Source organism: Paraburkholderia nodosa DSM 21604 (assembly GCF_000519185.1).
GTDB lineage: Bacteria > Pseudomonadota > Gammaproteobacteria > Burkholderiales > Burkholderiaceae > Paraburkholderia > Paraburkholderia nodosa.
In genome coordinates this window covers 1-20,431 of record NZ_JAFA01000053.1, presented here as the reverse complement: position 1 = coordinate 20,431, position 20,431 = coordinate 1, and the positions used below count along the sequence as shown (strand labels likewise).

The 20,431-nt window shown below is 60.3% G+C and carries 21 protein-coding genes and 1 pseudogene; 16 read left to right on the top strand and 6 right to left on the bottom strand.

Annotated elements, in window-relative coordinates; genetic code table 11:
- Window positions 1–28: 28 nt before the first annotated feature.
- From A3CW_RS0140095 to A3CW_RS49195, 3 genes are all read left to right on the top strand, one after another.
- A complete protein-coding gene (locus A3CW_RS0140095) occupies window positions 29–817 on the top strand; it encodes a GNAT family N-acetyltransferase (RefSeq protein WP_322787987.1) in 789 nt (262 codons plus the stop codon).
- Between the two features lie 1,058 nt (window positions 818–1,875).
- The gene (locus A3CW_RS0140085) at window positions 1,876–3,618 is read left to right on the top strand and encodes a methyl-accepting chemotaxis protein (protein WP_035515369.1); all 1,743 of its coding nucleotides are present in this window, start codon (window positions 1,876–1,878) and stop codon (window positions 3,616–3,618) included.
- Between the two features lie 37 nt (window positions 3,619–3,655).
- On the top strand, window positions 3,656–4,807 hold the full coding sequence (locus tag A3CW_RS49195) for a GGDEF domain-containing protein (RefSeq protein ID WP_081772033.1): 1,152 nt from the start codon (window positions 3,656–3,658) through the stop codon (window positions 4,805–4,807).
- A gap of 34 nt (window positions 4,808–4,841) precedes the next feature.
- Here A3CW_RS49195 and A3CW_RS49190 read toward each other — a convergent pair whose 3' ends face one another.
- Window positions 4,842–5,096, bottom strand: coding sequence for a winged helix-turn-helix transcriptional regulator (locus tag A3CW_RS49190; RefSeq protein WP_245623859.1), 255 nt, complete (start codon window positions 5,094–5,096; stop codon window positions 4,842–4,844).
- 7 nt (window positions 5,097–5,103) lie between these two features.
- Between A3CW_RS49190 and A3CW_RS49185 the strand changes: the two genes are divergently transcribed.
- Window positions 5,104–5,637, top strand: a complete 534-nt coding sequence (locus tag A3CW_RS49185) for a glutathione binding-like protein (RefSeq protein WP_081772032.1) — start codon at window positions 5,104–5,106, stop codon at window positions 5,635–5,637.
- A gap of 172 nt (window positions 5,638–5,809) precedes the next feature.
- Here A3CW_RS49185 and A3CW_RS51640 read toward each other — a convergent pair whose 3' ends face one another.
- The 5 genes and pseudogenes from A3CW_RS51640 to A3CW_RS52815 all read right to left on the bottom strand — a co-directional run.
- A complete protein-coding gene (locus A3CW_RS51640; RefSeq protein ID WP_081772031.1) occupies window positions 5,810–5,995 on the bottom strand; it encodes a hypothetical protein in 186 nt (61 codons plus the stop codon).
- Between the two features lie 239 nt (window positions 5,996–6,234).
- Window positions 6,235–6,810 carry an NADPH-dependent FMN reductase gene (locus A3CW_RS0140065; RefSeq protein ID WP_028208557.1) on the bottom strand — a complete coding sequence of 192 codons (576 nt, stop codon included), beginning with the start codon at window positions 6,808–6,810 and terminating at the stop codon, window positions 6,235–6,237.
- 43 nt (window positions 6,811–6,853) lie between these two features.
- The gene (locus tag A3CW_RS0140060; protein ID WP_245623858.1) at window positions 6,854–7,318 is read right to left on the bottom strand and encodes a 4-hydroxylaminobenzoate lyase; all 465 of its coding nucleotides are present in this window, start codon (window positions 7,316–7,318) and stop codon (window positions 6,854–6,856) included.
- Between the two features lie 337 nt (window positions 7,319–7,655).
- Window positions 7,656–8,591, bottom strand: a complete 936-nt coding sequence (gene catA / locus A3CW_RS0140055) for a catechol 1,2-dioxygenase (protein WP_028208555.1) — start codon at window positions 8,589–8,591, stop codon at window positions 7,656–7,658.
- A 145-nt stretch (window positions 8,592–8,736) separates the two neighbouring features.
- Window positions 8,737–8,876: pseudogene (locus tag A3CW_RS52815) on the bottom strand (muconate cycloisomerase); the annotation flags it as partial.
- A gap of 307 nt (window positions 8,877–9,183) precedes the next feature.
- Between A3CW_RS52815 and antA the strand changes: the two are divergent.
- The 12 genes from antA to dmpG all read left to right on the top strand — a co-directional run.
- Window positions 9,184–10,593, top strand: coding sequence for an anthranilate 1,2-dioxygenase large subunit (gene antA / locus A3CW_RS0140045; protein WP_407669814.1), 1,410 nt, complete (start codon window positions 9,184–9,186; stop codon window positions 10,591–10,593).
- Between the two features lie 3 nt (window positions 10,594–10,596).
- The gene (gene antB / locus A3CW_RS0140040; RefSeq protein WP_028208553.1) at window positions 10,597–11,094 is read left to right on the top strand and encodes an anthranilate 1,2-dioxygenase small subunit; all 498 of its coding nucleotides are present in this window, start codon (window positions 10,597–10,599) and stop codon (window positions 11,092–11,094) included.
- A gap of 14 nt (window positions 11,095–11,108) precedes the next feature.
- On the top strand, window positions 11,109–12,149 hold the full coding sequence (gene antC, locus A3CW_RS0140035) for an anthranilate 1,2-dioxygenase electron transfer component AntC (protein WP_028208552.1): 1,041 nt from the start codon (window positions 11,109–11,111) through the stop codon (window positions 12,147–12,149).
- A gap of 95 nt (window positions 12,150–12,244) precedes the next feature.
- Window positions 12,245–13,243: an AraC family transcriptional regulator gene (locus tag A3CW_RS0140030; protein WP_028208551.1), complete on the top strand. Its 999-nt coding sequence runs from the start codon at window positions 12,245–12,247 to the stop codon at window positions 13,241–13,243.
- Between the two features lie 93 nt (window positions 13,244–13,336).
- Window positions 13,337–14,254 carry a LysR family transcriptional regulator gene (locus A3CW_RS49180; protein ID WP_081772030.1) on the top strand — a complete coding sequence of 306 codons (918 nt, stop codon included), beginning with the start codon at window positions 13,337–13,339 and terminating at the stop codon, window positions 14,252–14,254.
- 167 nt (window positions 14,255–14,421) lie between these two features.
- A complete protein-coding gene (locus A3CW_RS0140020; protein ID WP_028208550.1) occupies window positions 14,422–14,859 on the top strand; it encodes a RidA family protein in 438 nt (145 codons plus the stop codon).
- Between the two features lie 49 nt (window positions 14,860–14,908).
- Window positions 14,909–15,436 (top strand): 3-hydroxyanthranilate 3,4-dioxygenase, encoded by a 528-nt coding sequence (locus A3CW_RS0140015; RefSeq protein WP_028208549.1) that lies wholly within the window; start codon window positions 14,909–14,911, stop codon window positions 15,434–15,436.
- Window positions 15,437–15,519: 83 nt separating this feature from the next.
- Window positions 15,520–16,476: a LysR family transcriptional regulator gene (locus A3CW_RS0140010; protein ID WP_028208548.1), complete on the top strand. Its 957-nt coding sequence runs from the start codon at window positions 15,520–15,522 to the stop codon at window positions 16,474–16,476.
- Window positions 16,477–16,605: 129 nt separating this feature from the next.
- A complete protein-coding gene (locus tag A3CW_RS0140005) occupies window positions 16,606–18,093 on the top strand; it encodes a 2-hydroxymuconic semialdehyde dehydrogenase (protein WP_028208547.1) in 1,488 nt (495 codons plus the stop codon).
- The gene (locus tag A3CW_RS0140000; RefSeq protein ID WP_028208546.1) at window positions 18,093–18,917 is read left to right on the top strand and encodes a fumarylacetoacetate hydrolase family protein; all 825 of its coding nucleotides are present in this window, start codon (window positions 18,093–18,095) and stop codon (window positions 18,915–18,917) included. The genes A3CW_RS0140005 and A3CW_RS0140000 overlap by 1 nt, the downstream gene beginning before the upstream one ends.
- Window positions 18,911–19,864 (top strand): acetaldehyde dehydrogenase (acetylating), encoded by a 954-nt coding sequence (locus A3CW_RS0139995; RefSeq protein ID WP_154678189.1) that lies wholly within the window; start codon window positions 18,911–18,913, stop codon window positions 19,862–19,864. Before A3CW_RS0140000 ends, A3CW_RS0139995 begins: the two co-directional genes overlap by 7 nt.
- A 4-nt stretch (window positions 19,865–19,868) precedes the next feature.
- A partial coding sequence (gene dmpG / locus A3CW_RS0139990) for a 4-hydroxy-2-oxovalerate aldolase (protein WP_028208544.1) occupies window positions 19,869–20,431 on the top strand: 563 nt, incomplete at its 3' end.

Genomic DNA, 20,431 nt, shown 5'->3' with positions numbered 1-20,431 from the left:
ACATACATTACTCACCAACGAAACCCGTTTGACGAGCTTTGAGCAGCTGCCGGAACGGCCGCTCCTGCCCGGCGCTAACGGCATCCTCAAAGACGTAACGCTCGCACAAGGAATCGATATGAATTACCCGTCCCGACATATCCTCGACACCCCCATCTGGTCGGCGTTGACGACCCGGCATGGGCATCTGCGGCAAGGCGGTTCGTTTGCGCGTCGCTATCGTCCGGACATCGCTCCGTTTGCAGACGTCGTGTCGGACACGGCGATGGCCTGGCATGAGCTTCACGGGCTTCTGCAGCCCGGCGAGCAGGCGAGATTGATGACACTCGATCCCATAGAACCGGTCCAGGGACTGCAAGCCGACCAGGTTGGCATACTCCATCAAATGGTGGCCGCGAGTCGTGTGCCCGACAGCACGCATGATCCGGCGGTGCTCCGCCTGAGCCATCTCGACGCCCAGGATATGCTCGACCTCGCAACAATGACCAAACCTGGTCCTTTCTCCAGGCGCACGCACGAGACGGGCAACTACATCGGAATCCGCGAGCGAGGACAGCTCATCGCAATGGCAGGTGAGCGCATGCACATCGACGGTTACGTCGAGATAAGCGCGGTTTGCGTGCATAACGAGCATCGCGGCAAGGGCTTTGCAGTGCGACTTGTGAATGTCCTGCGCAGGGATATCGAGGCACGCGGGGATACGGCGTTCCTGCATGTCCGCAGTGACAATCAAGCTGCAATCGGTTTGTATGAACGCCTTGGGTTTGAGTTAAGGCAGGCCTTTCACCTGATCAGGATTGAGCGCAATCCGGGGTGAGTGAGGAGCGTCACGCTCCAGGCAGATCCAGAAAAATCACGCCGACAATCACCCCCGCAATCGCGGGTACGCATCAGCGTGCGGCGTGGTGATTCACCCCGGACGGGCTTACAAGTTGTTCTGGTCTGGCGCCCACATCGAAGGACGAAAGGTACATACGCACAGGGAGGTCTCCACGTAAGCTGGGTACTTTGCAAATACATAATGTCTTTGAGTTGTCGACGAAATTGAGTACTTCGTCGAATGTCCCAAAGTAGTCGCGCGCAGCCGGATGCTCGCAGTCTGGTCAGATGGATCGGTACTGTGAGACCGGCGCGCGACAAATTCGCGCTTTTGCCACTGCGTCAAAGATTGAAACGACCCGCAGGAAGAAAAACAGAAGGGAAAAGGCGCGTCATGCGGGTGGACACGACGCGCGAAGGGGATAACTGCCGATTCCGACCCGGCACGTAAGCGTCTGAGTTCCAGACCTGACTTGCCCTCTCACGGTGTCGTTCGGCATCCAAAGTCTACCCAGTCACATACGGGACAGAAAGTAAGGATTTTCTGAAAATATTGTCGTCTTACGAGCAATTTGCCCGTGCACACACAGCCACCGACGAACGATCAGAGGAGCGTGCCCGCCTTTGCTGGCACGTCAGTGGGTTCGGTAGAACAGTTCTGTTCAGAAGCAGCGATAGGGTCAGGAAGTGCTGACGAAATTTTCAGGAATTCCTTACGGGCTCACAGATCAAGTTGTGGTTGATGCGAGTCGTATACCTTGAAACAGGCTGGTCGAAATATGAAAACGCTAACCGTGCGCCTTGTTTTTAAAAGTGTACTTCAATCAGGCCTATTTGTGTCTCATTCCTGACGAGATTATTACGTACGCGAGAAGCGCGGAGAGGGCGACACAGAATGTAATCTACCGGATACCTTTCATGAATATCTGGATTCCTCTGCAACGATTCGAGTTAATCCAGTTTTGTGACTAAGCCATGGCGTGGGCGCATACCATTTGGCCGGACATGCGTCCCGATCTTGATTGTTTGTACCCCTCCTGGTTTTGGAATTGACACATGCTGAATCATCGGTCAGTGAAAGCAAAACTCTCGATAACTTTCGGAATCCTGACAGTTATCGTTATAACCGTGTCCGGGCTGTCGCTGAAGCAGCTGAACGACGCGAACGACCGGTTTTCCGGCTATATCAGTGGTATCAAAGCACGAGCAGACGCGGCGGATGCTGTTCGTGCCGCGGTCGATGATCGCGCCATGGCGGTACACAACCTGGTGCTGGCCATCACGCCTGCCGATATCGCACTGGAAGGCGCCGCTGTCAACGACGCTGAACGCAAGGTGGAGGCCAGACTGGAGAAGTTTGAGGCCCTGGTGGCAAGCGCTTCCGACATGAGCGACAAAGCTCGGAGTCTCGCGGCCGAAATTCCGCGAAATGAAGGACTTTTCCGTCCCGTGGCCATGGAGATTGTCAGGCTTGCAGTCAGTAATCAGCGCGACGCAGCAATCGTGGAAATCAACGCCAAAGGCAAGCCGTTGCTCTCGGCCCTAATCAAGGCGTCGAACGAGTATCTGGATTTCACTCGTGAACGTGCGGAGCAAATGGTACGGCAATCGAGTGATCAATTCGAGAATCAGCGGAACCTGCTGATTTCGATCTGTCTGGCCGCGGTCGTAATGGCGGTCGTGGCTGGCGTTGTCATCACTCGGGGCCTGCTGCGAGCCTTGGGTGCTGAGCCCGACGCATTGAGCGATGTGACGCAGCGCGTCGCCGGCGGTGATCTGAGTTCGGTATCGGGGGCAACGACTGCACCTCCGGGAAGTGTGCTCGCCTCGATGGGCGAAATGCAGGTCAGCCTTGTTCGCCTGATTGGTCAGGTTCGCACTTCCGCCGACAGCATCGCTATCGGTTCGAGCCAGATCGCGACGGGCAACGTGGATCTTTCCTCACGCACGGAACAGCAGGCGGCATCGCTGCAGGAAACCGCCTCCAGCATGGAAGAGTTGACGTCAACGGTGAAGCAAAATGCCGAGAACGCTCAACAGGCAAGTTCGCTTTCGGCCAGCGCATCCGAAGTGGCGGGGCGGGGTAATCAGGTCGTGGGCAAGGTGGTCGACACGATGAGCGAGATCAGCACGAGTTCCGCCAGGATCGCGGATATCACCGGGATCATCGAAGGGATCGCCTTTCAGACCAACATCCTCGCGTTGAATGCTGCTGTTGAGGCTGCCCGGGCAGGCGAACAGGGGCGCGGATTCGCGGTGGTGGCGAGCGAAGTGCGCAGCCTCGCCCAGCGGTCCTCCAGTGCAGCCAAGGAGATCAAGGATCTGATCAACGCTTCCGTACAGAAGATTCACGCCGGATCGTCGCTCGCCAATGAGGCTGGAAAGACAATGGCGGAAGTGACGCAGGCCGTGGCACGTGTGACCGACATCATGGGGGAAATCGCCGCTGCATCGACCGAGCAGAGCCGCGGTATCGAGCAGGTCAATCTGGCGATCACACAGATGGATGAAGTGACGCAGCAGAATGCTGCGCTGGTGGAGGAAGCAGCGGCAGCCTCGAAATCACTCGAGGATCAGGGGCGGCTGTTGAACCAGGCGGTTTCGTTCTTCCGTCTGGATTCCCTGGCCGCGGCCTTGTCAACGGGCGGATCTGCTGCCCCGGCGAACCTTTCGGAATCCCGCGGGCGCGCCGCGCGCCCGGCACTCCGGAAAGCTTCGGCGGCCGCGAGACCGCTCACAGCGGCAGTTCACGCGATAAGCCCGGCTGCAGCCAATAGTGAAGGCTGGGAGACATTCTGAGGCCGGCCGAACACAAGCGGTAATATCATCCCGCCCTATGACTTCGCCATTCCTGCATCGACTCAAGATCATGCTTTGGACAAGTGAGCCCCACACGCGCATTCGCCTGCAGCACTGGTGGCTCACCGTCGTGATCTATGCGGGAACTGCCGCAGTGATGATCCCGTTCACGGATTCAAGAACTGACTTTGGCGATGCGATCTTGATCTGGTTGCTCGTGGTCGTGTGTTCCCTGTCTGTGTTCCATTGCTTGATTCGGAGCGGTTGGAGCAAGCGCCTCGCTGATCCCGCACTTGCCCAGGCTCAGATCCTCTTTGCGGTTCTCGCGGTTATGGCGGGCTACGCGATCACTGACATTGCTCGCAGTGCGGTGCTTCTCCCACTAGTGCTGGCGCTTAATTTCGGGGCATTCTCTATACGCTGGCGACGCATGATTGAATTGACGTTGCTCGCTCTCGCCATCATGGCTTCAGCCATGATCTGGATGCATGTGCAGTGGCCGGGCCGTTATTCGACAACCGTAGACCTTTCAAACTTTCTCGTCAGCATGGTCACTTTGCCCGGAGTGGCCGGACTGGCAATGAGGCTCAACGCCTTACAGGCGCGACTGCAGCGACATCGGGTGGATCTGAAGGACGCGTTGGATCGAATTCAGGAACTTGCTACCCGCGACGACTTAACAGGTCTGGTCAACCGACGACGTGCTCGCGAATTGTTGCGCGAGATGGCGCTCATCGAAGGCTCCAGACGTCCGTTTGCCGTTGCGCTGATTGACCTTGATTCCTTTAAGCAATTGAATGATCGATTCGGGCATAGCGGAGGTGATCAGGTCCTGCGTCGATTTTCAGACGAGGCGCGTGCACTCTTGCGCAGTGTCGATACTGTTGCCCGTTGGGGTGGAGAAGAATTCTTGATTCTTATGCCCGCGACCGATGAAGCCCGCGCCTTCGAACGTGTGGAACGGCTGCGGTTGTGTATAGCCGCATTGCGGATTGACAACCTGGAAGGCAAGATGACTTTCACCTTCTCTGCTGGTATCGCTATCCACCGCCCCGGTCGTACGATGGACGACACCATTGCCCGGGCCGATCAGGCTTTGTATGCGGCCAAAAACGCCGGTCGAAATCGGGTTGATCTTGCGCTGGAAACAGAAGGGGATAACTTGCATCGGCGCGCCGACGACAAATAGACGCCCTCCGCATAGCGCCTCGCGCCGACGTTCACTACGTCTGCGAACCCGGCTCGCGCCAGGCTTTCAGGAGCCGCATGCCCACCGAAGCGAATGTATCGATTGCCGGAAGTAATTCGCGCCCAAGATCCGTGAGTTCGTATTCTGCTGAGGGCGGCGAACTATCGAGTTCGCGCCGTGCGACGAGTTTCCGCGTCTCGAGTTCACGGAGTCGAATGCTAAGCACGCGCGCGGAAATGCCGGGCAGGTCATGGCGAAGCTCACCGAAGCGCCGCGCCTGATGACGCAATTGCCAAATGACAAAAAGTCAACTCCGGTTTGTGTGCGCTTTGACTCAATGTCCACCCGTTCGAGTCAACCCGAAGGGAAACGTACCCGTACTCGAACTGGACGACAAGGATTTGCTTACGGAAGGCCCTGCAATCATGCAGTACCTTGCAGACTTGAACCCAGAATACGAACTCGCGCCGCGGAACGGGACGATGGCGCGCTACCGCCTGCAGGAATGGCTCGGTTTCGTTAATTCAGACTTGCACAAGAGTTACTCCCCGCTCTTCAAGCACTCGACGCCCGAACTAATCCGTGCGGAAAGGGGAGAGGCACTCTTCAAAAACTACGCATTACTGGAGCGGTCCCTTACGTCCCAGCAATGGTTGCTGGGAGAGCGTTTCTCGGCCGCAGACGCCTATCTCTTCACGGTAACAAACTGGGCGCCGCACGTTGGCCTGGATATATCGCGGTTACCTGCTATCACAGCGTTTCAGCAACGCGTGGCCAGCCGACCGCGAGTTCAGGAAGCACTATTAGCGGAAGGGTTGTTGCGGGGCTAATCAGGTAAGCGGTCTTGCGACCGCTTTTCGCAACGCAAGGTGCCAGGTACCGAGTCAATTCGCAATTCAAGGGTAGTCAGCGTTCGGTCGCAAGCAGCGAAAGCAAACGTTGATTTTCTGATTGTTGACGATCTGAAAGGCTACGATGAGTGTCGGCACCTGCGGTGTTGAATCAGTTGTCGTCGCTTCTGGACGGGAGATGCTCGTGAGGCTCGGGCTCTGCCGCGTCGGCGTCGGGAAGGTCGTCTGGGGCCGGATTTTTCCGGCCCTTCGGATCGGGCTGGCCAGTCGTGCGGGTGGAAGTTTGCGCGGGGTCGAGGGAGGTGCCGGTCGGCTCACTGGATGGATTCGACGTCATGATGTGCTCCTGCGCTGAAGAATGCAGCTTCCCATCATGATAGTCTGCTTTGTCGCCTTACGCCGATGACCCGATTGCGATTGGGCTTCCTGGCTGCACAGCTAAACTCCTGGTAACTCTCCGCTCGCCGCTGGACCTGCGGTAACGCACCGGGCACACAATGGTTCCCTCAGCCCCAAAGTGGCGGCAGTTCGCCCTAAAGGAAGTCGAGCAAAGTGCAGGATTGCGACAACGAACAATCAGGCTAACTGAGCAGCGGTTCGATACAAGGCCGCACCCACACCGGATACCAGCCGCTCAACATTCTCGTCCTTGAGTTTCCCTTCGACATCGAATGCCTGATGCGCGTGGCTCAACGCAAACGACTCGGGAATGACCAGCATGCCGAGTTTGTCGAGCACCGCGCGCATGCCTGTCTGCGAGCGAACGCCGCCAAGCTGTCCCGGTGACGCAGAGACGAGCGCCGCGACTTTTCCAGTCAGCAACGCGATGCCCGATGAGCCGTCATTGCACGGTCGGCTGATCCAGTCGATCGCGTTTTTCAACAACGCAGTGTAGCCGCCGTTGTATTCGGGCGTCGCGATAAGGATCGCATCGTGCTTCGCGACAAGCGCCTGGAGCGCATGTGCTCCGTCAGGCAGTCCATATTCGGCCTCAAGGTCGCCGTCGTACAGTGGCAATGAGTAGTCTGCGAGCCGGATCGGTGTCACTTCGGCGCCGGCGATTCTTGCGCCGACTACGGCAACGTCCAGCAATTTCTGATTGAGCGAGTCGCGGCGAGAACTGCCGCTGACGGCGAGAATCCTGATGCTCATGACGGTTCCCAACAAAAGTCTGACAAACGCGCAGCAGGTGCACTCACGCGGCTGGCGGCGTACGATATTCGATCTCTCCGCCGGGCAGAAAATAGAGCATGAGCGCGTTGCCGGTCACAGTCGGAAAGTGTTCGCTACGTGGCGGGAAAACGCGCCAGCCGGCGCCGTGGCCACAGAATTGCGCCCCTTCTTCGAGCGGGACGATCATGTTGATCTCCCCGTTCGTGTGACAGTGGTACTGACCTTTCACGTCGCGCAGCAGTCCGCTCTCTACGCTCATTTGCGCTGTTTCACTCGACGGATCTGCAATCCGGCCTCGGCGATAATCCCCGCCCTCGACCTTGACATAGGCGGCCCAACGTTCCTGAACGCCGAGCTTCAGGAGGCGTACCAGCTCGGCATACGATTCGGTTCCCGGGCCGAACGCCTGGTTCAGATGCGCCTCGAGATCGGCATCGAGCGGGCGGTCCCGAATGTCGTCGCACAGGCGGCGCACGGCCTGCAACATCTCTTCCTTGTGTGTTCCAGATGGCAACATGATCTTCGCTGTCTCCGTTCCAATCGCACGAGCATCGACTACTAACCGCCCAGCAAACTAAAGGACCCTTGCGCGTTCTCACGGGATAGGGCCGTCTTGCTTGCCGGGTCAAACCGGAATACCAGTCGATCAGACACCAGCTAGTCTAGGCGGCCGCGTAACGGCCGGATAATCAAAAGTTGCGATGGCCGTATTCCAGATTCGAATACCAGGACTTTCGAGGTGAGTCTGGACGGAGCCAATGAAGAACGGGTCTCCATCCGCGCCTGGGCTCGAAAATCCGCGCGATTACCGTCCTGCCGAGCCGTTACGCCGTAGCTGAGGCACGGGGGCGTTGGACGATCTGGTTGTCCTTACCCTGGACAAGCGGCGTGAGCGTGAGGTTGAACTCGATGTCCTTGTACGTATCGGCCTTCAGGCCCAGCGCAGTGCCACCGGTCATTTCCGTCACGGGCGGAATCAGCTCTTCGCGCGTTGCGTAGGCGAAGTCGTCCCAGATCAGCGGGTCGCCTTCGATGTTGAACTGTGTGGTCAGCTTGCGATGATCGTCGCTTGTGACGAAGAAGTGCACATGCGCGGGGCGGTTCCCATGACGGCCCAACCCGTTCAACAGTTGCTGAGTCGAGCCCTGCGGCGGGCAGCCGTAGCCGACCGGCATGAGCGTACGGAATTCGTACTTGCCGTCCGCGCCGGTCTTGACCGCGCCGCGCAGGTTGAAGTCGTCCTGNGCGCCGGTCGGGTCGAAGTGCGAATAGAAGCCCTTCGAATTGGCGTGCCAGCATTCGACCANGGCGCCGGCGAGCGGCTTGCCGTCGAGNCCGGTGACCGTGCCGTGNATGACGAGCGGCCCCGCNTCGGCGTCNGCGTTGAGGTCGATGCGCGAAACGCTCTCGCGCACCGGNGCGCCNGCAACNTANAGCGGCCCTTCGATCGTGCGCGGCGTGCCGCCTTCGAGACCCACNGCCTTGTCTGCGGCNTCCATGCGGATGTCNAGNTACTTCTCGAGACCNAGNCCNGCNGCNAGCAGCGCCGCTTCGCCGTCCTGGCCGAGCTTGTTCAGATAGTTCACGCCGGCCCAGACTTCATCGGGCGTGATGTCGAGATCGTCGATGGCCTTGAACAGGTCGCCCAGCAGACGATGGACGATCTGCTGGAAACGCGCGTTGCCGCTGCCGCCGTTGAGATTCGCAGCGGCCTTCAGCAGGTCCTGCACTTCCTTCGTGTCGAATACTTTTGCGCTCATGATTACTGTCTCCACCTGGATTTAGGAAGGCGGTCCCAGGACAGGCTCGCCCGTTGCACAACATCAATCTTTCCGCTTTAGACATCGCTGTTACGCACCGACGATGGATGACGGCACAACGGTGTCACTACGATCTCCGATGCCTGCCGGTTACGCCATCGCTGCAGTACACCTCACCAGCATCAGGGTTTGCCCGTGCATCGTGGCGACGGATAGCTTGTGAGGGCGAATCGTCATCAGATCGACGAGGCGGGTTTCGATACGGTCGATCCTCGCTGCGTTCATGGCGGAAAGTCAGTGATGCACGTGGAGCCCTGTGGACACTGATCAGCGCGGACGCTCGACCCGGGGGCGTTCTCGGCATTAGATACCCGAGCCTGCGCGATCGCTATCCGTCTACTCGGTACTCACTATCCGTTTTTTCCGGCGCGGCCGCGTGGCGCCGCCGCAGCCGACGTCGCACGGCGTCGCGCAGACGCATCCAACGAAGCGGCAAAAAAAGCGGATAGCGAACGGCGACCAGGTGGATAGCGCCCGCAACGCATCGGGTATTCAATCCAGCTCATCAAGGACCTGGTCACAAGACCGCTAAATGGCAGGAGGAGAACCCATCGTGAGCGCAGAGAAAACCACGACGCAATGGCAGGATTTCATTGGCGGATGCCTCGATTTCCGTCCGGCAGAGGGCGTCTATCGCATCGCACGGGAGATGTTCACGGAGCCGCAACTGTTCGACATGGAGATGGAGTTCATCTTCGAGAAGAACTGGATCTACGCGTGCCACGAGAGCGAGATTCCCAAGCCCCATGACTTCATGACGATGCGCGCGGGTCGCCAGCCGATGATCATTTCGCGTGACGGCAACGGTCAGCTCAACGCGATGATCAACGCGTGCCAGCATCGCGGCGCGACGCTCACGCGTATGGGCAAAGGCAACCAGTCGACTTTCACATGCCCCTTTCATGCGTGGTGCTACAAGAGCGACGGCCGTCTCGTCAAGGTCAAGGCGCCCGCCGAGTACTGCGACGACTTCGACAAATCCACGCGCGGCCTGAAGAAGGCGCGCATCGCGAGCTACAAGGGCTTCGTGTTCATCAGCCTCGACGTCGACGCCACCGACACGCTGGAGGACTACCTCGGCGATGCGCGCATCTTCTTCGACATGATGGTGGCGCAGTCGCCCACGGGCGAGCTTGAAGTGCTGCCCGGCAAGTCCACGTACACCTACGAAGGCAACTGGAAGTTGCAGAACGAGAATGGCCTCGATGGGTATCACGTGAGCACGGTGCACTACAACTACGTCGCCACGGTGCAACGTCGCAAGGAGGAGAACGAGCAAAACGGCGGCGCGGCGAACGGAACGCTCGATTACAGCAAGCTCGGCGCCGGTGATTCGGAGACGGACGACGGCTGGTTCGCGTTCAGGAATGGCCATAGCGTCCTGTTCAGCGACATGCCGAACCCCAGCGTGCGTCCCGGCTATGGCAGCGTCATGCCGCGCCTGGTCGAGGCACAGGGGCAGCAGAAAGCCGAATGGATGATGCATCGCCTGCGCAACCTGAACATCTATCCGAGTTTGTTCTTCATGGACCAGATCAGCTCCCAACTGCGCATCGTGCGTCCGGTTGCCTGGAACAAGACCGAGGTCATCAGCCAGTGCATTGGCGTGAAGGGCGAATCCGACCAGGACCGCGAGAGCCGCATTCGGCAATTCGAAGACTTCTTCAATGTATCGGGCATGGGCACGCCGGACGATCTCGTGGAGTTCCGCGAGCAGCAGCGCGGCTTCCAGGCGCGCCTCGAGCGCTGGAGCGACATTTCGCGCGGTCATCACAAGTGGGTCGCAGGCGAAACGGCGAACACGCGCTTGCTTGGCATTGCACCCCTGCTGTGCGGCACGGAGCTGACTCACGAGGGCCTTTACGTCAACCAGCATGGCGCGTGGCAGACGTTTCTCATGAAAGGTCTTGCACAAAAGTCGAACGTCACCAAGGAGGCCTGAATCATGCCTGTTACGCAAACGCTGCAACAATCGGTCGAGCAGTTTCTCTATCGCAAGGCCGAGCTTTGCGATGCTCAGAGCTGGGACGAGTACCTCGACCTGTTCGACGAAAGCAGTGAATTTCATGTGCCCCAGTGGGACTCCGAGCACGTGTACACGACCGATCCGAAGCGCGGCATGTCCCTGATCTTCTACGCGAACCGCACAGGGCTCGAAGATCGCGTGTTCCGCCTGCGCACGGGCAAGTCGGCGGCGTCTACGCCGCTGCCACGCACGTTGCATCAGATCACCAACGTGCGAATCGCGGAGCACGAGAGCGGCGAGCTGGAAGTGAAGGCCAACTGGGCCACGTTCTACGCACGCAACGGCGTTGCCGAGCACTTCTTCGGACGTGTCACGTACCAGTTGCGCCCGGCCGGCGACACGTGGAAGATCGCGCGCAAGCATGTGCTCCTGCTGAACGACACGATCAACGCCGTGCTCGATTTCTACCATCTGTAAGTGGGAGCCACGAAATGAGCCATAAGGTCGCGTTCAGTTTTGCCGACGGCAAGACCGTGTTCTTCGATATCCGTTCGGGCGAGCTCCTGCTCGACGCCGCGCTGCGCAATGGCGTGAACATCCCGCTCGATTGCCGCGAGGGCGTGTGCGGAACTTGCCAGGGACGTTGCGAATCGGGCAGCTATACGTTGGACTATGTCGACGAAGAAACCCTGTCTGCCGACGATCTTGCCGCGCGCAAGATCCTGTCCTGCCAGACGCGCGTGCAGTCCGATGCGTCGTTCTACTTCGACTTCGATTCGAGTCTGTGCAATGCGGGCGGCACCACATTGCTGACGGGCCAGGTCACGGCCGTTAAGCAGGTATCGGAAACGACAGCTATCCTGAATCTGGACGCGAGCGCCCATCCGGGACGGCTCGACTTCCTGCCCGGACAATATGCTCGCCTGAAGGTCCCCGGCGCGGGTGTGTGGCGGTCGTATTCGTTCGCCAACCGGCCCGGCGACAACAACCAGCTTCAGTTCCTGATTCGTCTTTTGCCCGACGGCGCGATGAGCAACTATATGCGCGAGCGCTGCGAGCCGGGCCAGACGATCGAGTTCGAGGCGCCGCTCGGCACGTTCTATCTGCGGGAGGTGGAACGGTCGCTGGTGATGGTCGCGGGCGGGACTGGCCTGTCCGCGTTCCTGGGCATGCTAGACGATCTCGCGCACAAGGGCGGCTGTGGACAGAAGCTCCATCTCTACTATGGCGTGACGAACGCGCGCGATCTATGCGAGCTCGATCGTTTGAAGTCCTACGGGGAGCGCATCGCGAACTTCGCGTGCGACATCGTCGTGATGAATCCCTCTGATGCATGGCAGGGCAAGACGGGGATCATTCCCGAACACTTCGACCGCGGGATGCTCGAAGCGAGTCCGTTCGACATGTACGTGTGCGGACCGCCGCCGATGGTTGAGGCAATCAAGACCTGGCTCGCGAGCGAATGCCTGGACGGTCACCGTCTCTACTACGAGAAATTTGGGGACAGTAACAGCGCGCAACTAGCGCCCTGAAGCGGCGGCGCAGCACGCATTTGGGTTGTTCGGTATTTTGTCCAGGCGTGGCGTGGTTTACCATTGAGCGATTGCCAATCCTTCAGTGACACGCCATGCAAACCCCTGCCGCCAACGATAGTCGAGGTATTGACGCGCTGCGTCACGACCTCGAAGGCGCGCGGGACTGGATGGCGTCGATTTGCGGACCGCACGGACTGCAGGTACGTAGCCCGCAGGAACTGCAATTCCATCATTCGGGAACGGTGATGCGCTCCATGGCGAGCACGTTAGGCTACGTCGAGTACGGCACCGACGTCACTGTTTCTGTGCACAACGACGCGCCGCTCAATTGCTATAGCGTGAGTCTGCCGCTCACCGGGCAGCAGGAACTCGCCGCGCACGGTCGCCTGTGGCTGTCGGACCGGGACAGTGGTCTCGTTCTGTCACCGCATGAAACTCAGGATCTTGCGATCACGGGCAATTGCCGGAAAATCATCGTTTCGATTCCGAGTCCGGCCTTGCGCCAGGTGCTTGAAGGACTTCTGCAACGACCGCTCGACGCGGCACTGACGTTCGACCCGCAGATGAATGCCGCCGACGGTGACCAGGCCGCCTGGTGGCGCATGGTCAAGTTCCTGCTGGCGGAGATGGGACAGTCCGGGCCGTTGCTCAATCATCAGCAGATGGTGGGGGATCTCGAGCAGGCGTTGATCAAAGGCCTGTTGCTCTCCCAGCCACACAACTACTCGCAAGCGCTCGCCGAGGCGATGCGCCCGTCGTGTCCGCACTATCTGTTGCGCGCGAAACAGTTCATTCACGAGAATGCGCGTGAAGATATCGCGCTCGAGGACATCGAACGTGCGGCTGGCGTGTCGCGCTACAAGCTGTTCGAGGGCTTCCGGCAGCACTTCGGGCATGCGCCGATGGCCTATCTGAAGAAGCACCGGCTCGAAGCAGTGCGGCGCGATATTCTCGCCGATTGCTCGGAGCGGAACGTTTCGTCCATCGCGATGAACTGGGGATTTTCGCATCTCGGCCGCTTTTCCAGCGATTACAAGCAACTCTTTGGCGAAACACCTTCGCAGACACTCAAGCGGGCGGCAAGACGTTAGATCGTCCGACGTTTGGCCACATGAAGTGACCGATAATTATATTGGAATACTTATCAAATATAATCCATCCAAAAGATTTCAACGCTCAAGGCCATGACACCGTTTCGCCAACGATTGAAACTCCGCCATATCAGCGTCGTGATCGAGGTGGCACGGCAAGGAAGCCTCCAGAAAGCAGCCGATGTCCTGATGGTCAGCCAGTCCGCCGTCTCGAAAGCACTTGCTGAAATCGAATCGATCGTTGACGCCCAGCTTTTCGAGCGAACGCCATCCGGTGTGCGGCCCACGTTACTCGGCGAAACGCTGGTTCGACACGGGCATCTGATCCTCGCCGATGTACTGCGCGCCGAAGCCGAGATCGACGCGCTCCAGAGCGGAGAAACTGGCAATCTGGCCGTCGGGGTCTTCCGGCCGCTTAGCTGGTGGGGGAGTCTCTCGACCTGCATTCAGTCGTTTCGCACGCAGTCACCGCGAGTTCGACTGGTGGTCCAGGAAGAGTCGATGGAGACGCTGCTGCAGCGCCTCGACCAGGATCTCGTCGACGTCGTGATCGGCCGCCTTGCAAGTGGCCACGGTAGCGATCACTATGCGGTGAAAAAGCTCTGCGAGGACCACCCGCTTTTCGTTGCACGCGAAGGCCACCGTCTCGCAGGTGGGGCGGCCGAGCTTCGCGACCTGCTGGGTTTTCCGTGGATACTGCCCGCGCAGCCCAACATCGTTCGCCAGCAGCTCGAGTTCGCCGTGCAGAACGCGGGCCTGGGGCCAATTACCGAGATCATTTCGGCTCAGTTGTCGAACCTGATGCTGCGGCTCGCGAGCCAGAGTGACGCGTTGATTCTTGTGCCTCAGTGCATTCTGGGCGAGCTCCATGAGCACTATCGCCTTCATCCCGTGCAATGCAAGCTGCCGCTTCATCTCAGCACGCTGGTCGCCATTACCCGGAGCGACAAGCCTTGCACTGCGACCCTGTCTGCGTTTCTTGCGCACTTGCACCAGGAATTGCAGCACTAGGTCAGCGTGACTCGGTGCCTCGGTGTCGCCGGTATTCCAGTGTGGAATACCGCAAACGGAAACTTTGATTATTCGCGGTCCCGCGCGCTGCCTAGACTGACGAGCGCGAGATGATGCTTTGAACGGCTCAGCTCCGATGGCAAAACGTATGACGATAGGACAGTCGAATGAACCAGACAATTGAACACCGCGTGGTCGAAGGCAAGGCCAAGCCGCGCGGGCGCTTTCCCCATATCGTTCGCGCCGGCGATTTTCTGTTCGTCTCGGGCACGAGTTCACGGCGCGCCGACAACACGTTCGCCGGGGCGACGGCGGACGGCTTCGGCACGGCGACGGTCGATATCCGGGAGCAGACCCGCACGGTCATTGAAAACATCCGCGATATCCTCCGTACTGAGGCAGCGGACCTGACCAACGTCGTCGAAATCACGACGTTCCTCGTCAACATGAACGATTTCGGCGGCTACAACGAAGTCTATGCCGAGTACTTCGACGAGACTGGTCCGACCCGCACAACGGTGGCCGTTCACCAGCTGCCACACCCGCTGCTGACCATCGAGATCAAGGCGATCGCCTACGCGCCGCGCGACGGTGCGGTCCAATAGTCCAGCAAAACCACGGCCATATTCAGCAATAGACAGGAAGGGGACAACCATGGCGCATTACGGCAAGCCGTTCAACTTTGCTCGCTGGATCGACGAGCATGAGAATTTGTTGAAACCGCCTGTCGGCAACCAGCAAGTCTGGCAAGACAGCGATCTGATCGTGACCGTCGTTGGAGGTCCGAATCATCGGACTGATTTCCACGACGATCCGCACGAAGAGTTCTTCTATCAGTTGCGCGGCAATGCGTACCTGAATCTGATGATCGATGGCAAGCGCGAACGCGTCGAGCTGTGCGAGGGCGACGTATTTCTGCTGCCGCCACATGTGCGTCATTCGCCACAGCGCCCTGAGGAGAACAGCGCTTGCCTCGTGATCGAACGCCAGCGAGCGCCGGGGACGATAGACGGATTCGAATGGTATTGCCTGCACTGCGATGGCCTTGTGCATCGCGTCGAGGTGCAGTTGAAGGACATTGTCGAGGATCTGCCACCGCTCTTTGCAGGGTTCTACGAATCGCGGGAAAAGCGCACGTGTCCGCATTGCGGCGCCGTACACCCCGGCCGCGACGCGATATGAGCGGGTTCGGCGCCCGCTAACGGCGCCGCCGGGCCGCCGCTGATAAGATCGAGCTTCACGATTCCCTGATCGACGGCGCCATCATGCATCGCTATCCTCTCAGCCAGATAGGCCTGAGCCGCAACCTGAAACTCAGTCAGCTGCTCGTATTCGACCGCGTGATGGAGACCGGATCGATCCGGCGCGCCGCGACCGACATGGGCCTCACGCAGCCCGCCGTTACGAAGGTCATTCAGGAACTCGAATCGTCATTCGAAGGCGTGCTGTTCGAGCGTCATAGCCGCGGCGTCATTCCGACCGATCTCGGCCGTGTCGTCGGTCGGCGTGTCAAGTCGCTGATCGCCGAGTTTCGGCACATGTCCGAAGAACTCGACACCTTCCGCTTCGGCACGGCGGGCCACGTGGTCATCGGCACGCTGATCTCGGCGTCGGCTCATCTGTTGCCGGCTGCGATCACCCGTTTGAAGTCGCGCGCCCCGGACGTGCTTGTCACCGTGCGGGAAGGGCCAACGGCGCAGCTCTTTCCCTTGCTTGCTACCGGCGAACTCGACATCGTCGTCGGCCGCCTGCCGGAGGTCGAGCTGCCGATTGCCGACGCATTCCCGCTCACGCATCACAAGCTCTTTGACGACTCGTTGGCCGTCGTTGTCGGCAACGGGCAGGAAATGGCCAGCGCATCGATCGGTTCGCTGCGTGATCTTGCGGACGCGCCGTGGATTCTCCCGACGATGGAGTCGCCGCTGCGCTACGCAGTGGAGCGCATGTTTCGCCAGGCAGGGCTCAAGCTGCCCGCGGATATCATCGAATCGCTTTCGGTACTGACCAATCTCGGCATCCTGCTCGAGGCTCCGCGCGTGGCCGTCATGCCGCGCGTAGCGGCCACGCGCTTCATGCGGGCTGGCCTGCTGCGTATCCTCGAGATTCCCGAAAGCGGGTCGTTCGGCACCGTAGGTTATTCCGTGCGCTCCGACAAGGAGCTGAATCCGGCCTGCGAGTCGTTCGTCGAGTGCCTGCGCGAGGTTGCCAGGGCATCGGCATAGTCGCCGTGTGAGTCTGCGCCGGTGAGTTAGCTATTCCATGTCTTTATATCGGCAGCGCAAGTTTTGATTATTCAGCGCACGGAGGCACTCCTACACTGACTGCACATCAATCAGTCAGCAGGAAGGCCCATGAATGCCAACGCCCGAGCAAGCGCTGCCTTACCGACGCGCCTGCGCCATTTCATCGACGGCGAATTCGTCGACGGCGCCGATACCTTTGCCAACCTGAGCCCGATCGACGGTCGGGAACTATCGCGTGTCGTCGAAGCGGACGCGGCTGCAGTCGATGCCGCCGTAAAGGCCGCGCGTCGTGCGCAGCAGGGCCCGTGGCGTCGCCTGAGCGCCGCACAACGCGCTGGCTGGCTGCATCGCATCGCCGATGGTATTCAGGCGCGCTTCGACGATTTCGTTGCGGCCGAAGTCGCCGATACGGGTCGCCCCATCACCCAGGCGCGGAGCCTGGACGTCGCACGCGGCATCGCGAACTTTCGCACGTTCGCCGATCTCGTGCGAACCGCGAGCGGCGAGTTCTTCGAAACCTCGACGGCCGACGGCGAGATGCTCAACTACGTGACGCGCAAACCCCTCGGCGTCGTCGGCGTAATTTCGCCGTGGAATCTGCCGCTGCTGCTGTTCACATGGAAGGTCGCGCCGGCGCTCGCAATGGGCAACTGCGTCGTGGCCAAGCCTTCGGAAGAGACGCCCACTTCGGCCACGCTGCTCGCGGAAGTCATGCGCGATATCGGCCTGCCGCCGGGCGTCTTTAACCTGATTCATGGTCACGGCGGCAGCGCGGCCGGCGAATGGCTCACGCGTCACGCTGGCATTGACGCAATCACGTTCACGGGCGAGTCGAAGACCGGCAGCACGATCATGAAGGCTGTGGCAGATGGCGTAAAGAACGTGTCGTTTGAACTGGGCGGCAAGAACGCGGCCGTGGTGTTTGCCGATGCGGACTTCGACGCGGCAGTGGATGGCGTGCTGCGTTCGAGCTTCACGAACGCGGGGCAGGTGTGCCTGTGTTCCGAACGGGTCTACGTCGAGCGGCCGATCTTCGAGCGCTTCGTCGCGGCGCTCAAGGAGAAGACGGAGATGTTGAAGGTCGGCTCGCCGTATGAGGCGGGCACGACGACCGGGCCGCTGATCTCGAAGGGCCATCGCGAGAAAGTGCTCGGCTACTACAAGCTTGCCGTCGAAGAGGGCGCGACAGTCGTGACTGGCGGGGGCGTGCCGCAGTTCGGCAACGATTGCGATCACGGCGCGTTCGTTCAGCCGACGATCTGGACCGGTCTGTCCGACACCGCACGCTGCGTGACCGAGGAAATCTTCGGGCCGGTTTGCCATATCGCGCCATTCGATACCGAAGAGGAAGTGGTGCGCCGCGTAAACGATAGCGCCTACGGCCTCGCCGCCTCCGTGTGGACCACGAACCTTAGCCGTGCGCACCGCGTCGCGCCGCAATTCGAAACCGGCATCGTGTGGGTCAACGCCTGGTTCGTGCGCGATCTGCGCACGCCATTCGGCGGTGCCAAGCTCTCGGGTTTCGGTCGCGAAGGGGGGCGCCATTCCATGGACTTCTACTCCGAGCTGACCAACGTTTGCGTGAAGGTGGCGTGATGACGACCCAGCTCCAGGCACTTCAGGTCATTGCGGACACGCTCTGGCAAGCGCAGCACCAGCAGCCGTTCGGCGCAGTGCAGCCGGTTCGCGAGGCGATCGCCGCCCTCGATGGCGACCCGCTCTCCAACGCTTACCGTGTACAGCAGATCAACACGCAGCGGCAACTCGAAGGTGGCGCGCGGCTCGTCGGCCGCAAGATCGGACTGACGTCTGTGGCCGTGCAAAAACAACTCGGCGTCGATCAGCCGGACTTCGGCATGCTGTTCGATCACATGGCGTATGGCGATGGTGAAGAGATTCCGTTTGCACGCACGCAGCAGCCGAAGGTCGAGGCGGAGATCGCGCTGATTCTCGAACGCGATCTGAGCCACGAACGTCATACGATCGCAGACATCATCGGCGCAACCGCATACGCGCTGCCGGCAATCGAAGTGGTCGGCAGCCGCATCGCGCAGTGGGATATCCGCCTCGCCGACACCGTGGCCGACAACGCTTCGAGCGGCCTCTTCGTGCTCGGCAACCGGCCGGTCAATCTCGAAGCGTTCGACGTTGTTAGCTGCGGCATGGTCATGGAGCGCGGCGCGGACCCGGTGAGCGTTGGCGCGGGCGCGGCGTGCCTCGGCAATCCGCTCAATGCCGCCGTGTGGCTCGCGAACAAGATGGTTCAGGTCGGCGCGCCGCTGCGTGCCGGCGACATCGTGCTGACCGGCGCGCTTGGCCCCATGGTTGCAGTCAATCCGGGCGACGTGTTCACCGCCCACATTCAGGGCCTCGGCGGCGTCCGGGCGCAGTTCTCCAATCAAACGGAATCGGCATCGTGAAAGACAACTCTCGACTCTCCGTTGCCGTCATCGGCTCCGGCAACATCGGCACGGATCTGATGATCAAGATCCTGCGCAACAGCAAGCATCTGGAGATAGCGGCGATGGTCGGCATCGACCCGAACTCCGATGGTCTTGCGCGTGCTGCGCGCCTCGGCGTGGCGACCACGCATGAGGGTGCGGAGGGGCTCACGCGCCTGCCGTGCTTCGACGACATCGACTTCGTGTTCGACGCGACTTCCGCCGGCGCGCACGTGAAGAACGACGCGCTGCTGCGCACGTTCAAGCCTTCGATTCGCGTGATCGACCTCACGCCCGCTGCCATCGGCCCGTACTGCGTGCCGGTCGTGAACCTCGACGCACACATCGAAGCGCCCAACGTCAACATGGTGACGTGCGGCGGCCAGGCCACGATTCCGATGGTGGCAGCCGTGTCGCGCGTCGCGAAGGTCCACTACGCGGAAATCGTCGCGTCGATCAGCAGCAAGTCGGCGGGCCCCGGCACGCGCGCCAACATCGACGAGTTCACCGAAACGACGTCGAAGGCGATCGAAGTGGTGGGCGGTGCGGCGAAGGGCAAGGCCATCATCGTGCTGAATCCGGCCGAACCGCCGGTCATGATGCGCGACACGGTTTATACACTTTCCGAGATGGCTGACCGAGAGAAGGTCGAGCAGTCCATCGAGGAGATGGTCGCGAAGGTGCACGCCTACGTGCCGGGCTATCGCCTGAAGCAGAAGGTGCAGTTCGACGAGATTCCCGCGAACGCGCCTTTGAATATTCCGGGCCTCGGCAAGTTCAGCGGCCTGAAGACCTCGGTGTTCCTCGAAGTGGAAGGCGCCGCGCATTATCTGCCCGCTTACGCAGGCAATCTCGACATCATGACTTCCGCCGCGCTCGCCACCGCCGAACGCATGGCGCAGACGCTTCTGAGCGTGGAGGGATAAGACCATGAGCAAGAAACTCTATATCTCCGACGTGACGCTGCGCGACGGCAGCCACGCCATTCGCCATCAGTACTCGATCCAGAACGTGCAGGACATCGCCCGCGCGCTGGACCGCGCGAAGGTGGACAGCATCGAAGTCGCTCACGGCGACGGCCTGCAGGGTTCGAGCTTCAATTACGGCTTCGGCGCGCACAGCGACCTGGAATGGATCGAAGCCGTGGCCGACGTGGTCACGCATGCGCAGATCGCCACACTGCTCCTGCCGGGCATCGGCACGATTCACGACCTGAAGGCCGCGTACAACGCGGGGGCGCGCATCGTGCGCGTGGCCACTCACTGCACGGAGGCCGACATTTCGAAGCAGCACATCGAATACGCGCGCGAACTGGGCATGGACACCGTGGGCTTCCTGATGATGAGCCACATGACCACGCCGGAAAACCTCGCGGTCGAAGCGAAGAAGATGGAAAGCTACGGCGCGACCTGCATCTACGTGGTCGATTCGGGCGGCGCGCTCACGATGAACGACGTGCGCGACCGTTTCCGTGCCGTCAAACAGGTGCTCAA